The organism is Cytophaga hutchinsonii ATCC 33406 (assembly GCF_000014145.1).
GTDB classification, from domain to species: Bacteria; Bacteroidota; Bacteroidia; order Cytophagales; family Cytophagaceae; genus Cytophaga; species Cytophaga hutchinsonii.
This window is the reverse complement of the sequence record NC_008255.1, coordinates 1,798,647-1,814,670: the sequence shown is the minus strand read 5'-3', so window position 1 is coordinate 1,814,670 and position 16,024 is coordinate 1,798,647. Positions and strand designations below refer to the sequence as shown.

The 16,024-nt window shown below is 39.4% G+C and carries 14 protein-coding genes; 5 read left to right on the top strand and 9 right to left on the bottom strand.

Annotation, left to right across the window (positions count from 1 at the left end; translation table 11 throughout):
* Positions 1-76: 76 nt before the first annotated feature.
* Positions 77-1,966: an AAA domain-containing protein gene (locus CHU_RS07570; RefSeq protein WP_041932268.1), complete on the bottom strand. Its 1,890-nt coding sequence runs from the start codon at positions 1,964-1,966 to the stop codon at positions 77-79.
* 3 nt (positions 1,967-1,969) lie between these two features.
* Positions 1,970-2,542: a DUF3109 family protein gene (locus CHU_RS07565; protein WP_011584941.1), complete on the bottom strand. Its 573-nt coding sequence runs from the start codon at positions 2,540-2,542 to the stop codon at positions 1,970-1,972.
* A 95-nt stretch (positions 2,543-2,637) separates the two neighbouring features.
* Between CHU_RS07565 and CHU_RS07560 the strand changes: the two genes are divergently transcribed.
* The 4 genes from CHU_RS07560 to CHU_RS07545 are packed head-to-tail and all read left to right on the top strand — an operon-like array spanning position 2,638 to position 7,375.
* Complete coding sequence (locus CHU_RS07560; RefSeq protein ID WP_011584940.1) at positions 2,638-4,887, top strand: ATP-dependent helicase; 2,250 nt, start codon at positions 2,638-2,640, stop codon at positions 4,885-4,887.
* A 27-nt stretch (positions 4,888-4,914) separates the two neighbouring features.
* A complete protein-coding gene (locus CHU_RS07555; protein ID WP_011584939.1) occupies positions 4,915-5,655 on the top strand; it encodes a DUF4290 domain-containing protein in 741 nt (246 codons plus the stop codon).
* Complete coding sequence (gene murA, locus CHU_RS07550) at positions 5,655-6,962, top strand: UDP-N-acetylglucosamine 1-carboxyvinyltransferase (protein ID WP_011584938.1); 1,308 nt, start codon at positions 5,655-5,657, stop codon at positions 6,960-6,962. Before CHU_RS07555 ends, murA begins: the two co-directional genes overlap by 1 nt.
* Before the next feature lie 8 nt (positions 6,963-6,970).
* Entirely contained in the window at positions 6,971-7,375 is a 405-nt protein-coding gene (locus CHU_RS07545; RefSeq protein ID WP_011584937.1) for a hypothetical protein, read from the top strand.
* Between the two features lie 359 nt (positions 7,376-7,734).
* Here the strand turns inward: CHU_RS07545 and dnaN are convergent, their stop codons facing one another.
* From dnaN to gldA, 5 genes are all read right to left on the bottom strand, one after another.
* On the bottom strand, positions 7,735-8,859 hold the full coding sequence (gene dnaN, locus CHU_RS07540) for a DNA polymerase III subunit beta (protein ID WP_011584935.1): 1,125 nt from the start codon (positions 8,857-8,859) through the stop codon (positions 7,735-7,737).
* 81 nt (positions 8,860-8,940) lie between these two features.
* Complete coding sequence (locus CHU_RS07535) at positions 8,941-9,897, bottom strand: DUF4340 domain-containing protein (protein WP_011584934.1); 957 nt, start codon at positions 9,895-9,897, stop codon at positions 8,941-8,943.
* An 8-nt stretch (positions 9,898-9,905) separates the two neighbouring features.
* Complete coding sequence (gene gldG, locus CHU_RS07530) at positions 9,906-11,567, bottom strand: gliding motility-associated ABC transporter substrate-binding protein GldG (protein ID WP_238379364.1); 1,662 nt, start codon at positions 11,565-11,567, stop codon at positions 9,906-9,908.
* 5 nt (positions 11,568-11,572) lie between these two features.
* Positions 11,573-12,301 carry a gliding motility-associated ABC transporter permease subunit GldF gene (gldF, locus tag CHU_RS07525; protein ID WP_011584932.1) on the bottom strand — a complete coding sequence of 243 codons (729 nt, stop codon included), beginning with the start codon at positions 12,299-12,301 and terminating at the stop codon, positions 11,573-11,575.
* Between the two features lie 8 nt (positions 12,302-12,309).
* Entirely contained in the window at positions 12,310-13,227 is a 918-nt protein-coding gene (gldA, locus tag CHU_RS07520; RefSeq protein ID WP_011584931.1) for a gliding motility-associated ABC transporter ATP-binding subunit GldA, read from the bottom strand.
* A 206-nt stretch (positions 13,228-13,433) separates the two neighbouring features.
* On the opposite strand from gldA, the gene CHU_RS07515 reads away from it, so the two are divergent.
* A complete protein-coding gene (locus CHU_RS07515; RefSeq protein WP_143144158.1) occupies positions 13,434-13,994 on the top strand; it encodes an outer membrane beta-barrel protein in 561 nt (186 codons plus the stop codon).
* A gap of 70 nt (positions 13,995-14,064) precedes the next feature.
* Here CHU_RS07515 and trmB read toward each other — a convergent pair whose 3' ends face one another.
* On the bottom strand, positions 14,065-14,730 hold the full coding sequence (gene trmB / locus CHU_RS07510; protein WP_011584929.1) for a tRNA (guanosine(46)-N7)-methyltransferase TrmB: 666 nt from the start codon (positions 14,728-14,730) through the stop codon (positions 14,065-14,067).
* A gap of 4 nt (positions 14,731-14,734) precedes the next feature.
* Positions 14,735-16,024, bottom strand: coding sequence for a bifunctional folylpolyglutamate synthase/dihydrofolate synthase (locus CHU_RS07505; protein ID WP_011584928.1), 1,290 nt, complete (start codon positions 16,022-16,024; stop codon positions 14,735-14,737).

Here is a 16,024-nt window from a genome sequence, read left to right as displayed (position 1 = left end):
TACCTGTTAAAACATAAAAAAGAGCGGCGCTAATTATGGCACCGCTCTTTTTTTATGTACGAATTACAGATATTGATTAACTGATATATTCCCAGGCTGAGTGATACCCATTATGCGATTCAATATATTCCTGAAAACCGGCGTAAAATTTTGATGATGACAATGTAGACGAATCTCCTATAACAATAAGCTTTTTACGTGCACGTGTGATTGCAACATTCATGCGTCGCAGGTCTTTTAAAAAACCGATCTCCTGTTTTCCGTTGGAACGTACCAGACTTATAATAATAATATCCTTCTCCTGTCCCTGAAAACCATCTACGGTTTGTACCTGAATATTTTTAGACGTGATTTTCTGTTCGATCAATTGTTCACGAATGTATTGAATCTGTAATTTATACGGACTGATAATTCCGATGCTTGCCTGTTTATTTAATTCAGCTACGTTATTCAAAATAGCAAGAACAAGATCTGCCTCCTGTTTATTCCGGATACCAAACGGTGCTCCAACCAGTTCTTCTTCATAGCCTGTTCCGGCCGTATCAATAAACTGAATAACATCGTCATCAAAGGCATGATCTTTAACACTGCCGTGTGCTTCCAGTTTATTGTCATAAAACCATTGGGATGGAAACTGCATGATCTTTTCATTCATGCGGTATTGAATGGCAAGCATTTCCGAAATACCGGGCAAAGGCATTAATTTTTCAAGCAAACTTATCGCCAGGCCTTTTTTCGCCGCTTCATCGGATTTCACTGTTGGCGGCAGTTGTAAATGATCGCCTGCCAAAATTACTTTCTTCACTTTTTGAATCGGGATCCAGCACATCGGTTCCATGGTTTGACCCGATTCATCAAAAATCAACGTGTCAAATTTTTCTTTACCAATCTCTCTATGCATGGAAACTACAGGCGTACACGTTACCACTTGATTTTTTACTAATACATTTTGCTGTAAAAAATGTAAGTGATCGTCGGCTTGTCCACGCAGATTGCGGGCTTCCTTCAAGATGGCTTTTCGCTGTTCCCGTTCTTCCCGGTCAAAATTCCGTTTGTATTTATTCGCCATGCGAAAAAATTCTTCCGCACGTTTTTTCAATTCTTTCACTAAACCAAATTGTTCGTGATTCACAACTTGCCGGTCCAGGCAATACTGCAGATTCTGCTCCGTAATTTTGGAAGGGTTCCCCAATCGTACAACCGGCAAGCCTCTGGCAGCAAGCCTTTCCGTTAATACATCAACAGCCGCATTACTCGAAGCACAAACCAATACACGCTCCCCTTTTTCTATCAGAGTTTTTACTATTTCAACAATGGTAGTTGTTTTACCTGTGCCCGGAGGTCCATGAATGATTGCTACATCCTGCGCCTGTATGGCTTTTTCCCAGGCTTTCTTTTGTGTAATATCTAACTTGTCCGGTGCTGCGTAATTTTCTTTTGTATTGAATGAAGCAGTTTTTTCACCTAAAATAACATCGCGTAACCGGATCGAATCTTTTGTTAATCCATCGTCTGAAGCCCAGTAATCAAGCGTTGAAAGCATCGTTTCATAACTATGCTTATCAAATAGTTTATCCATACCGATCTTTCCATCCGAAAGCCAATCCGGCGCCTCATCTTTCATCAGCTGTACGGTTACCAAATTCCCGGCGGACGCCGTAATTACACCATCAATAAAATCTTCTTTTGTATTATGCTGCTGGTTTGAAAAGATCCGTACTTTGTCTCCTGAATAAAAAATATTTGGTGTATCCGCTTCGTATTTGCGTTCAACTTCAATGTGCAGGCGCTCTGCAAAACCATAGTATTCAGATTTTATAAATAACGGATACCACGTAATACCAAGTTCTTTGCGTTCCTGAATGGATTGTTTGGCAAGTTCTTCTTCATAAATTTTAGCATCCTCACTCATTTCTATTTTCAAAACACTTTTAATGCCTTGAAAATATTCCTTCGCCACACTCATGAATTATTTTTGTTTATCTTCAATTGTTTTACAAAGTTCTGCATACCAGGATTCACCGTACTTACGGATAAGCGGCCCTTTCAAAAATTTATAAATAGGAACGCCTAATTCCTTACCGTTTGAACATGCAGGTTTACAAATACTCCAGCGGTCGTAATTCAAGGCATCAAACTCGTCGTATTTGGTAATACGGATCGGATACAAATGACAGGAAATGGGTTTCTGATACGTAATTTTGCCTTCAATATATGCCTGCTCAATACCGCATTTTAAAATGCCTTTCGGATCGTATATCGCATAGGCGCATTCTCTGTTATTGCCTATTGTTGGCGTTACAGGCTCACCTTCTTCATCGGTAACAGATGTCCCCTGCTTTTCAATTGTCTTAACACCATCTTTTGATAAATACGGCTTAACAATCGGATAAATTTCTTCTAATATAAGGGCTTCTTCCACATCAAGCGGCGCTCCCATATCTCCTTCTACACAACAGGCCCCTTTGCATTTCAATAAATCGCACACAAAGAACTTTTCAGCTACATCGTCGCTTACAACAGCATTTCCTAAAGAAATCATATGATTAAATTTATCAACATATCAATACTCCCCACAAAGATAATGGTTTTAAAGGGGATTAAATCGTAAATTTATCCTTTAAATAAATCCCGTAAATGAGTTATCTAGATTCATTAAATGATGTTCAGCGACAAGCGGTTGAACAAACAGATGGCCCTGTAATGATTATAGCCGGTGCCGGCTCAGGAAAGACCCGTGTACTTACCTACCGTATTGCCCATTTAATACAAAAAGGTGTAGAACCGTTTAATATATTATCCCTCACATTTACCAATAAAGCTGCCAAAGAAATGCAGCACCGGATTCAGGCTGTATGCGGCAGTGAAGCACGAAATGTAATGATGGGAACGTTTCACTCTGTATTTTCGCGTATCCTGCGAGTTGAATCTCAGAAAATTGGATTTCCAAGCAACTTTACGATCTATGATACCGAAGATTCTAAATCGTTGCTGAGAACGATATTAAAGGAACAGAATTTAGACGACAAAGTTTACAAGCCGAATACTGTTTTTAACCGCATCAGTGCGGCAAAAAACAGGCTCATTTCATATAAAGAGTATATTGCCAATCCAAATTATATGGCAGATGACCGGGCAGCATTACGTCCTGAAATGGGTAAATTGTACCAGATGTATCAGGAACGCCTGATCCGCGCCGGTGCGATGGATTTTGACGATTTACTTTTCTATACCTATAAACTTTTCAATGAACATCCGGACGTGCTGAATAAATACCAGCATAAATTCAAATACATCATGGTAGATGAGTTTCAGGATACAAACATTGCACAGTATAACATAACCAAAAAGCTGGCGGCGATGAACCGCAACATCTGCGTGGTGGGTGATGATGCACAAAGTATCTATGCCTTCCGTGGTGCGGATATTCAGAACATCTTAAATTTTGAAAAAGATTATCCGGAATTAAAAGTTTTAAAACTGGAACAGAATTACCGTTCAACAAAAACAATTGTTGAAGCGGCAAATAATGTTATTACAAAAAATAAAGCGCAGTTAAAAAAGGACGTATGGACTTCAAACGAATCCGGAGAAAAAATCCATGTATACCGTGCTGCCAGTGATAATGAAGAAGGCCGGATCATTGCGCAGACAATCTTTGAAAACAAAATGAACATGCAATTGCGAAACAAGGATTTTGCAATCCTGTACCGTACCAACTCGCAATCCAGAAGTTTTGAAGAAGCGCTTCGTAAGCTCAACATAAACTACAAAGTAGTTGGCGGTATGTCTTTCTATCAACGAAAAGAAATTAAAGATGTACTTGCTTATCTGCGTTTTGTATTAAATGATCAGGATGAACAGAGTTTCAGACGTATCGTTAATTTTCCTAAACGCGGTATTGGCGATACAACCATAGCAAAACTATTTGTAATTGCAGATGAACAGGGGACAACGGTTTGGGACATTCTTTGCAATGTTAAAAGTATTATGACCGGCCGTCTGGTACCGGTAATAGAAGGTTTTGTAGATCTGATCAAATCCTATAAAATACTTGCCAATACAAAAGATGCGTTTGAAGCAGCCAATGAAATAGCAAAACAATCAGGGCTTCTGAAAGAATTATATGAAGACAAAACGGTTGAAGGTATTGCACGGTATGAAAACGTGCAGGAGCTTTTAAATGGTATTAAAGAATTTGTGGATCGTCCCGATCAGGAAGACAAATCATTAGGAAGCTACCTACAGGAAATATCCTTATTGACAGATACCGAAAAAGACAAAGAAGATAAAGATTCTGTAACGCTCATGACGATACACTCTGCAAAAGGACTTGAGTTCAATCAGGTATTTGTAGTGGGTATTGAAGAAGATCTGTTTCCATCAGCAATGATGCTGAACAGCCGTGCAGACCTGGAAGAAGAAAGACGTTTGTTTTATGTAGCGATCACACGTGCAGAGAAACGATTAACCTTAAGCTTTGCAACTTCCCGTTACCGTTTTGGACAATTGAAAAGCTGTTCGCCAAGCAGATTTTTAGAAGAAATTGATCCGCGCCATTTGCAAATGACATCTATTACGGCCAACTCCATCGGCTCGCAGGAATCAGGTCCGGCATTCAGCGGAATTAAGCCCAAAACTGCTGCTGCCACCGTTCAGGTTAAAGCAAAAGTTGCACCGGCATATACGCCATCTGAAGATTTTAAACCAAGCGATACATCCAATTTAATGATCGGAATGAAGGTAGAACACCCCAAATTCGGTTATGGAGAGGTTAAAAATATACAATCGAACGGTACAGATCGTAAAGCAGTGATAGATTTTAAAAATTTAGGAGAAAAAACACTAATTCTTAGCTTCGCGAAACTGAGAATTCACGAATCTTAGTTAACTTGAAGCATTAATACTACAAAAATGACATTAATCAAAGGAGAACCTGGTAAGGGCATCGTATTAAAAGAATACGGTAAAAACATACAAAAAATAGTAGACTGGATTTTAACGATTGAAGACAGAGAGCAACGTACCAGATACGCCAACACATGTGTGGAATTAATGCGCCAGTTAAATCCGGGTGTTCGTGATACAGAAGAGCATACAACTAAATTATGGGATCACCTTTTTATCATGTCTAATTTCAAATTAGATGTTGATACTCCGTACCCAATGCCTGACATTGCAGTACTTGGAAGAAAACCCGAAAGAGTTCCGTACAACCACAACAAATTAAAATACAAGCACTACGGTAAAAACATCAATCTTCTTATTGAACAGGCTATCTTAAAAGAAGATGGTGCAGAGAAAGAGGATGCGATCATTTACCTGGGCCGTTTAATGAAGCGTTTGTATAGTACGTGGAATAAAGAAAATGTAGACGATGAAGTTATCGTTGAACATTTATCTGAACTTTCTAAAAACAACTTACAAATAGATATTGCCCGCGTTAAACAGGAAAAATTATTTGACACTATTGGCGGCGCAACTGCAGACAGCAGAATCCCGAGCAGTCCTTCTTCTTCCGGCGGCTATTCAAGAGCAGGCGGAAGCAGCAACAGAAGATCGAATTCAAATGGAGGCGGCGGTTATTCAAATAACAATGGCAACAGCACGAGCAGATATCAACAGAATCAAAATAAACCAAGAAGAAGAAATTAATGGCATCTTTCGAAATAATCGGCGGTACTAAACTACGTGGTGAAATCATTCCGCAGGGAGCAAAAAACGAAGCACTTCAAATTTTATGTGCGGTACTAATATCTCCTGAACCTATTGTTATTCATAATGTACCAAACATTATTGATGTCAATAAACTGATCGAATTGTTAAACGATATGGGTGTTCTGGTTACAAAAATAACCTCATCGTCTTATCGTTTTGAATCAAAAGATATCAATCTGGATTTTTTAGATACAGAAGATTTCAAAAAGAAAGCTTCTGCCCTACGCGGCTCCATCATGATCATAGGTCCGCTATTGGCGCGCTTTGGCAAGGCAAAGATGCCTAAGCCGGGTGGTGACAAAATCGGAAGAAGAAGATTGGATACACACTTTATTGGCTTACAAAAACTAGGTGCCTCTTTTGATTACGATTCAAACGACAGTTTCTATAACATCAGTGCATCTGAATTAAAAGGCTGTTATATGCTACTGGATGAGGCATCGGTAACAGGTACTGCCAATGTTGTGTTAGCGGCTGTAATGGCAAAAGGCGAAACAACTATATATAATGCTGCCTGTGAGCCTTACTTACAGCAGTTGTGCAGCATGCTGAACCGCATGGGTGCTAAGATCAGCGGCATCGGCTCTAATTTATTAAAGATTGAAGGTGTTGATTATTTAGGCGGAACAGAACATACGATTCTTCCGGATATGATTGAGATCGGTAGTTTCATTGGACTTGCAGCAATGACAGGTTCTGAAATTACAATTAAAAATTGCCGTATTGATATGCTTGGCCTGATTCCTTCTGTGTTCCAGCGCTTAGGTATTAAGCTGGAATTCAGAGGAGATGATATCTTTATTCCCGAACAGGAAAATTATGAAATAGACACTTTTATTGATGGTTCTATCTTAACCGTTGCCGATCAGATCTGGCCTGGCTTCACGCCTGACTTATTAAGTATTGTGCTGGTTGTGGCAACACAAGCTAAAGGTTCTGTACTCATCCACCAGAAAATGTTTGAGAGCCGTTTATTCTTCGTAGATAAACTGATTGATATGGGTGCGCAGATTATTTTGTGCGATCCGCACAGAGCAACCGTAATTGGTTTAGGTAAGCAGGTTGCGTTAAGAGGTATATCTATGAGTTCTCCGGATATCAGAGCCGGGGTATCGTTATTGATCGCTGCGATGTCTGCACAGGGAAAATCTACTATTCATAATATTGAACAGATTGATCGTGGTTATCAGAATATTGATACACGATTGAATGCATTAGGTGCTAAAATCTCACGTCTAAACTAATACAACATATGGGTACTTTTAAGAAAATTTTATGGGGAATTCTTTTTCTCGGAGCGCTTTTTATTGCGTTCATGATGTTTGGTTCCTATGGAGATGGTTATCGTGCCGGAGCATTAACGAAAGTGGCTACCAATGGTGTTCTGTTCAAAACAAATGAAGGAGAACTGTATGTAGGTACTGTTATTAATAACGAAGAAGGCGATCCGGAAGCGGGCGGTGTAATCAATAATATCTGGTATTTTTCTATTCGTCGCGACGAAGTGCTTATGAAGCAACTACAAGATGCGTTATTGAATGGACACCGTGTAAAATTACACTACCATAAAAAATACTGGAGATTATTCTGGGTTGGTGACAGCAAATACATTGTTGATGGAGTAGAAATTCTGCCGCCATTACCACCAGCCAAATAAGTACAGATACATTTATTTTCAGAGATAGAATCATAAGCCGGAAACTCCCGGCTTATTTTTTTTGTGCTGGCAATTCGGAATCTCTCTGGCGCGAATCTTCGCGAAGCTGTATGGTTTCCAACATTCAACTAAACCATTGGCTAAAGCACAACGGCAATGAAGCGTAATCTTTATACATGGCAGCAGCATCTCATTGATTGAGCATGCTTAAAAATTACACAGTGCTTATTGAGAGCTGCCGCGCTTCATTGCCGGCAGATTCATGTGCCGGATTATTTCATGGATTATTAAAGTATCAATAAAAAAATCCCGGCTGCTTTCGTAACCGGGATTTTCAATATTGGGAACAATGTTCTTTCTTATGCGTAACTGTTTAACATTACCGGCATAACAAGCATCAATACATCTTCGTGTTCATCTTTATCGGCCGGAGTGATAATACCGGCTCTGTTCGGTGCAGAGAAATGCATGGAGATCTGCGGGCTATCCAGGTTGCTTAACATTTCAACCAGGAACTTCGCGTTGAAACCGATTTCCATATCCTGACCTTCAAACTCACACGCTAAACGCTCATTTGCTTCGTTGGAGAAATCCAAATCTTCTGCAGAAATCTGCAATTCACTTCCTGCTAATTTCAAACGAACCTGATGCGTTGTTTTGTTCGCATAGATCGAAATACGTTTTAATGAATTCATCATATCCGTTCTTGTAATTGTAAGAACATTCGGATTGTCTACCGGAATTGCGTTTTCGTAATCCGGGAAACGCTCATCGATCAAACGACAAATCATTTTAATATTGTTAAAGCTGAAGAATGCATTGGATGCATTGTATTCAATTTTAACATTGGTATTTTCTGAAGGTAAAGAAGCTTTTAATAAGTTCAATGCCTTTTTAGGAATAATCAATGTATTGGCCATTTCAGACACGATATCCGTACGTCTGTAACGGATCAAACGGTGACCGTCTGTAGCAACAAATGTTGCATTAGATTCCGTTAATGAAACGTATACACCTGTCATTGCCGGTTTCAATTCATCGTTGCTGGCAGCAAAGATGGTAGAAGAAATAGCACGGTTTAATATTTCAGTTGAGATATCTACGCTGTAGCCATTTTTAACACCAGGCACTTTAGGGAAATCTGTAGCGTTTTCACCTGAAAGTTTATAACGACCGTTATCTGAGCTGATCTCGATGCTATATGTTTCAGGATCAATTGTAAATGTTACCGGCTGTTCAGGTAAGTTTTTCAATGTATCCAGCAAAATCTTAGCCGGTACTGCAATACTACCCTTTGCTTTCGCCTCAACAGCGATTTCAGTAATCATTGACGTTTGAAGATCAGAAGCATAAACAACCAGCATTCCATCTCCAATTTCAAATAGAAAATTTTCCAGAATAGGCACTACCGGATTGGTTGTAATAACACCATTTATGGCAGTTAGTTGCTTAAGTAAAGCATTTGAAGAAACGACAAATTTCATCCTTGAATGTTTTTATAAATAAACCAAAAATATTACTGTAAAAATAATTAATAGTTAACGAATATTCTAACGAAATACGGCTTATTTATCCATAAACCATTGTTTTCTTACAAGTAACCGGAAAAACACTTCCGGGTTCAGGGTTACCAGCTCTCCGTTATCCACAACACGTGCATACAGAAGTTTTGTTCCTGGGAGTGCTTTATAGATCTGAATGGTTTTAGAACGGCTTTTATCGATATCAGTTACTGTAAGTAATACTTCAGGTTGCTGGGATTTCAACAGGTATTCCACAGAATCTTTCTGCTTATCAACAAGGTAGTTTTCAACATTTATACGTTGATAGAGCCCCAAATACGTGTATAACCGTGTGGAATCAACCTGAGACATGTCGACAACCTCATATCTGTTTAAAACTTTTTTAATGGTAAAACCATCCTTAGGTGAAGATTGGTATGATACAGACAGCTCTTCTATGCCACCCGGAGCATTTCGGAATAATGCTTTATTTCTCCAGTCACTGGCTTTAAGTTTGAACAGATCGGTCAGGTCTCCTGTGAAACCCGGCACATAAATGATATATGGATCAGCCGCTGAAGAACTGATAAAATACGAACTGTTATTATCGTTATCGTTCGTTAGCACCCAGAATTCTTTTTCTCCTTCTTCGGTTAATACCTGAACGTGTACACCATCGGCAAACAAACGTTTTTTAATTTCTTCTTTGATTTCGCTCGCCACAGGCATTTTTACATCCATGCGTGCAAGCCCTAACTTCATCGTTGTGATGATATCTCTGCGCACATCGTATTTCGAATCGATATACCATAGAGAACTCGTTTTAGGAGCTACATAATGTGTTTCTTTGTGCGATGTAAACGTAACTTTAACAATATCTGCCGTATCAATCTTTATAAAGTCTGTATATTCAGGTTTGCCCGATGCGCCTTTGCTTAAAAGCGTCCATAGAGCAGTTGCACCTGTTAACACCGTTAACAAAAATAAAACCTTAACACGAGTTGTAATACCTGTAAGCATACGTTCAATTATACATTGCGTGGAGTGCCGTATTTTTTCTTACGCCACAAATACCGGCTTATGCCGTATATCAATACTAAAATGATCGGCGAAACGATATTCACGATTTGCCAATACTTTTTATCATTCTTTATTTTCTGTTCATTCAACGGACGCATAACTACTTCTTTCTCCCGAACAAGCAGCAGCTCTTCTTCCATCATGTAATCAACAGCATTCAATATAAATTCTTTGTTTGAAAACAGATAGCGCATATCACGGTCGTACCCCAACGGAACAGGCATGTTTCTGTTTACATCATAGTCATTCCGGATCATATCCAGATCCGCACATACCAATACTTTAGAAGGCTTCGCACCTGAAACAACGACAGCATATTCAACAGGTGCAGGTTTACTTTTGTATAAAGAAGTGAACGAACCTTCCAGCAAACACGCAACGGTTTTAATTCCGCCATTGAAAGAGGCCGGATCCAGATCTTTTTTTAACACATCCAGATCGATCTGAAAAGGCACCTGTACTTCTTTGGATTGCGCAGAGGTTTGAATCAACGGTGTTTTCTTAATACCAACAGCTTTAACGGTATCAATCGATCCGGCAAAACGTAACACTACCGCATCCATATTCTTTACGATCGGATGCTTATTGAATTGATAAATCACCGGATAATACGGAAAATTAAGCGCCTGTACTTCGCCATTCAAGCCCGTTTGCACAACTGTTTTGGCACAGTTCATATCTTCCACTACAGATTGATTCATTCGGATACCGTACTTGAAAAGAAGATCGTCCAGATTGAGATTTTTACTCAACCCAAACGTTTCACCGTTTTTCAAACTATCCTTGCGGATGTCAATGGCATCGTAAATAAACATGGCTTTGCCGCCATTATTTATAAACTGATCAAGTATAAATTTCTCTTTTTCTGAATACGCAACTTTTGGCCCGATTACCATTGCCATATCAAAATGCTTTAACGCTGTAATGCTATCCAGCCGGATGCGCTGCACCGAATAGAATTCATTTAAGGTGCTGGTTACATCTTCTAACTGTTCTTTGGCTGGTTCACCATGTCCATCAATAATGGCAATGGTTTTGTATTCGGAAATGCTCAGCTTGCGGATTGCTTTCAGTAATTCAAATTCAACGCCTTCAACCGCCTGATTTAACTGTTCTTCATCAGACTGCACTTTATTTCCTTTCAGAAACTGAACCGGTGTTTCATTTTGTCTGTAGCTTACAATAGCTCCAGGAAAGATGAGCTTTTCTGTTTTCTGTCCGTTTTTCTCTTCTAAAAAATATTTTGGTTTAATGCCGCGTTGTGCAATCAACCTGAAGCCACGCTCACGCATCTGTTCATCTGCCTCATCTGCCGGATTGATGAAACGGTATTCCAGTTTGTTATTTGAATAAGCTTTAAACTGATCCAGCTTTTCTTTGATTGATTTTTTTAACCGTTCGTAGTCGGGATTCAGATCACCATCTAAAAAAATCTCAACGTATACATCTCCGTCTAACTTGCCTAACACCTGCTGGGAAACAGGCGAAATAGAATAACGTTTATCCTGCGTAAAATCCAGCCGGAAGAAATGTTCAGACAAAATGATATTTACAAATACCAGTATGGCTATCAGAAATATGTATTCAAGTATATCGTTTTTTTTCTTCACGTTGCTTACCACTTTCTGCTTTCTAAAATAATTTTGGTTGATAGAAGCATGATGCCTATCACGGTTAAAAAGTAACATACATTTCTGGAATCAACAACACCTTTACTTAATGCATTGTAATGATAATCCAGTCCGAACGGTAACAAGGTTACTGCAGAGCCTTCCCATAAGTCTAAACTGGCAAGGTGATCAAATCCGCTATAGATCAGGTAACACAATAACAAGGCAATGATAAAGGACACAATCTGATTGGTACTGATACTCGATGCAAAGATACCGGCAGATGTATAGACACAACCTAATAAAAACAAACCGATATACGAAGAACCAACTGCAGCTGAATCAATATTACCAACGGGCTTGCCTAATTGATATACGGAAATATAATATAAGACTGTCGGGATCAATGCCAAAGCAACCAGTGTACATGCCGACAGGTATTTACCCAATAATAGCTGCCAGTCGCTGAGAGGCTTTGTTAACAGCAGTTCAATCGTGCCGTCTTTTTTCTCTTCTGCAAAAGAACGCATCGTGATAGCTGGGATCAATAATAAAAATGCTAATGGGCCATAGGAAAACAGTGTATCCATTTCTGCATACCCATAGTCAAGAATACTGCTTGCAGGCAATACCCACATGAACACACCAATAAAGGTTAAGAAGACAAGTATTACTAAATAAGCAATTAAAGAATTAAGGAATACGGCTATTTCTTTCCGGAATATACTCCACATACAGTTACTTATATTTTAGAAGTTAATTCTCTGAACACACTCTCCAACGATTGTTCTTCCACTTTCATTTCAATAAGCGTCCAGCCTTTGTCTGCACAGGCTTTAAAGATAAGCGGACGTGTATCTGCATGGGTAGCAACAACCAGTTCATATGCATTGCCCTGCATGTGTCTGGCATCAGAAACAAAATCAAATATTTTAAACGCCTGTATATCCACTTGCTCGGTAAACTCCAGGCGGATGATTTTAATAGATGTATTGAAATTACGGATCTCCGTAATTGTTTTATCTGCTACGATTTTTCCTCGATTGATAATAATGACCTGATCGCATAAGGCCTGTACTTCCTGCATGATATGGGTTGAAAAAATTACCGTCTTATCTTTGGCAATACTTTTAATTACTTTACGAATCTCCAGGATCTGATTTGGATCTAAACCGGTTGTAGGTTCATCCAATATCAATACCTGCGGATCATGAATCAGTGCCTGTGCCAGGCCTGCACGCTGGCGATATCCTTTTGATAAGGCACCAAGCTTTTTATATTGCTCCACTCCCAACCCGCATAGCTCGATCATTTGAGCAACACGCTTTTTGAGGGCTGTATCTTTCATGCCGTACATCCCTCCGATAAACTGAAGATATTCCTGTACATACATATCCAGATACAAGGGATTGTGTTCGGGTAAGTACCCGATATTACGTCTTACTTCAATGGGCGATTCAAGTACACTGTAACCACACACTTCAATGGTTCCTGAAGAAGGCGGAATAAAACACGTAGCAACTTTCATCGTGGTAGACTTGCCGGCTCCGTTCGGACCTAAGAATCCTGTAATGCGGCCTTTTTCTGCTGTAAAGGATATACCATCAACAGCATATTGTTTCCCATATATCTTAACAAGGTCTTTTACAATTACAGACATAGTATCGGTATTTTTTCAAAAATACACATATTTTCTGAGTTTATCGATTCGCAAGGAGCGCAATTCTTACCAATGAAACAGATGTTTTACACATACGCCTGCATGGATTATTACCACCAGATTAAATAATAAGTCTATCAATCTTCTTTCGCAATTTTTTAATAGATTTAGTAATAGGTTAGCACATATTTTAAACGATGTATTTTATGAAAAAATTACTTTTAGTATTCAGTACTATTTTAATCATTCAGACAACCAGCGCTCAGAAACTTATTACTTTTGGACCTTTGGCCGGATATACCGCCAGTGTATTAGAAAATTCTGACTACCCGAACAGCACACCCGGCTCCGGTTATGTATTTGGTGGCTTTATACGAGCCGATATAAAAAAATGGTATATACAGCCCAATATTTATTATATGTACAATTCCTCTTCGATTGATGTAAATCAAACAAGCACAGATGTAAAATCAAAAAGTGTGAACGGAGATGTATTACTTGGATACCGGTTCTTTAAGTTTACCGATCTTACTTACCTGCGCCTGTTTGCAGGCCCGGGCTATTCAAATATTAATACATTGAAATATGATTCCTGTACTTCTGACTATTCAACAGACAATATCCTTCTCAATGCCGGTGTAGGCCTTGATTTCTGGAAGCTGACGTTTGATCTGAAATATCAAAGAGGATTGACAGATATTGACAAGTCATCGAACACCATGCATACAAGCTTGTTTATGCTGACAGCAGGATTCAAAATATTATAACATAGTCACAAAAATTAAAAGGCTTTATTCAGCAAACAGAATAAAGCCTTTTAATTTTACATTACCACTTTCATAGCGGAAGAAATTCAAATTTTAAATAATTAATCTGCACACCCTGATTCAGGTATGTTTTCTCGTAGGTAGTCTGTATGCCGTAATGTTCGGCTAACAACGGAGACTGATACAGATCGTGCGTAAAAACAAGATCTTTAATTTTCAGTGTTTGATCGGTCAGTACTTCTAAGGTATGATCAAATAATACACGGTTATCTGTTTTGAAAAACACCTTTCCTCCTGCCGGCATTAAGCGGCGGTAAATATTCATAAAACGTAAGCCTGACAACCGAAGCTTGGCTTCACTTTCTCTGGGTTTAGGATCCGGGAATGTAATCCAGATGCCTTTCACCTCACCCGGTTCAAAAAACTCTTCCAGGTTCTGTAATTTTGTGCGGATGAAAGCCGTATTGGTTAAGCCCGTTTCGATGGAAAGCGAACTCCCCTTCCACAAACGCGCGCCTTTAATATCCAGGCCGATGTAATTATTCTCCGGGAATAAAGCCGCCAGACCTGTTGTATATTCTGCCCTTCCGCAGCCAACTTCTAAAATGACCGGATTGTCATTTTTGAAGTATTCATGCCATTTTCCTTTATACGCTTTGTAATTTTCTTTTTCCGGCTGAAACAGGTTATGAACCTCTTCGTTCCATTTAAAGCGCATTAATTTTTTACGTGCCATTCTATTATTCCGATACAAATTCTCCTAAAACATATAAACTGCCTCCGATCCAGATCACATCGTCCGGTGCAGCATTTTTGCGCGCTGCCCGAACAGCGTCGTTTACATTCGTTATTGCCTGTCCCTGCAAACCGTTGACTGCTGCTGCTGTCTGCAGCTCAGCGGCAGGCATGGCTCTTGGCGAGTCTGCCTGACAAAAATAATAGGTAGCCTGCACAGGCAGCAAGGACAATACTTTTTCGATGTCCTTATCTTTAACCATACCGATCACAATATGAATGGACTTATGATATAGCTGCAACTGCTGCATGGAAAGCGTTATGCCCGCTTCGTTGTGTGCAGCATCCAGGATTGTTAACGGTTTTTGTGATATGATCTGCCAACGACCTTTAAAGCCAGCCAACTGCTGGACATGCGCCAACCCTTCTTTGATAGAGTCTTCGGGTATTGCCCAACCGTCCTTCTTCAACTGATCTATTACAGTCAATACACCAACAACATTTTTTGATTGATACAACCCTTGCAGATCTAATCGAAGTGCAATTATTTTCTTTAAGACATGATCTGTAATACTGATTTCAGTATGTTCAGATGCTGTTATAATTGTATCAACGGTATATGCTTCAAAGGCCTTAATTAACGGTGAATTTAGCGCGTTTGCCTGTTCCTCATAAACAGAAATCAGCTCTTGCTGAAGTTCTGAAATCACAACAGGTATTCCTGCTTTAATGATGCCGGCCTTTTCAGAAGCAATTGCTTGTATGGTATTGCCTAAAAACTGTGTATGATCCAGGCTCACATTTGTAATCAATGAAACTTCAGGCTGTACAATATTTGTAGCGTCCAGCCGCCCGCCCATACCAGTTTCAATAATGGCTATATCAACCTGTTGTTTGGCAAACCAGACGAATGCCAGAATGGTTGTTATCTCGAAAAAAGAGGGTTTGAAGCGATCAAATACTGCTGTATTATTCTGAACGAAATCAACAACAATGTCTTTCGGAATGGGAACACCATTGATGCGGATACGCTCCGTAAAATCATGAATGTGCGGGGAAGTATATAAGCCAACCGTATAACCTGCGGATTGGAGCACAGCCGCGAGTATGCTTGAACTACTGCCTTTGCCGTTTGTACCTGCTACGTGAATGGATTTAAATGCTGTATGCGGATTATTGAATGCAGCGGAAATGTTCAGAACATTACCCAGACCCGGTTTGTATGCCAGGCCGCCTTGCTTTTCAAAAGCAGGATATTGTGTATATAAAAATTGTATTGCCTGATTGTAATCCAC

Excerpts from the sequence above, each read along its gene's own strand:
- CHU_RS07570 (WP_041932268.1), bottom strand. The coding sequence starts at position 1,966 with ATGAGTGTGGCGAAGGAATATTTTCAAGGCATTAAAAGTGTTTTGAAA.
- CHU_RS07565 (WP_011584941.1), bottom strand. The coding sequence starts at position 2,542 with ATGATTTCTTTAGGAAATGCTGTTGTAAGCGACGATGTAGCTGAAAAG.
- CHU_RS07560 (WP_011584940.1), top strand. The coding sequence starts at position 2,638 with ATGAGTTATCTAGATTCATTAAATGATGTTCAGCGACAAGCGGTTGAA.
- CHU_RS07555 (WP_011584939.1), top strand. The coding sequence starts at position 4,915 with ATGACATTAATCAAAGGAGAACCTGGTAAGGGCATCGTATTAAAAGAA.
- murA (WP_011584938.1), top strand. The coding sequence starts at position 5,655 with ATGGCATCTTTCGAAATAATCGGCGGTACTAAACTACGTGGTGAAATC.
- CHU_RS07545 (WP_011584937.1), top strand. The coding sequence starts at position 6,971 with ATGGGTACTTTTAAGAAAATTTTATGGGGAATTCTTTTTCTCGGAGCG.
- dnaN (WP_011584935.1), bottom strand. The coding sequence starts at position 8,859 with ATGAAATTTGTCGTTTCTTCAAATGCTTTACTTAAGCAACTAACTGCC.
- CHU_RS07535 (WP_011584934.1), bottom strand. The coding sequence starts at position 9,897 with ATGCTTACAGGTATTACAACTCGTGTTAAGGTTTTATTTTTGTTAACG.
- gldF (WP_011584932.1), bottom strand. The coding sequence starts at position 12,301 with ATGTGGAGTATATTCCGGAAAGAAATAGCCGTATTCCTTAATTCTTTA.
- gldA (WP_011584931.1), bottom strand. The coding sequence starts at position 13,227 with ATGTCTGTAATTGTAAAAGACCTTGTTAAGATATATGGGAAACAATAT.
- CHU_RS07515 (WP_143144158.1), top strand. The coding sequence starts at position 13,434 with ATGAAAAAATTACTTTTAGTATTCAGTACTATTTTAATCATTCAGACA.
- trmB (WP_011584929.1), bottom strand. The coding sequence starts at position 14,730 with ATGGCACGTAAAAAATTAATGCGCTTTAAATGGAACGAAGAGGTTCAT.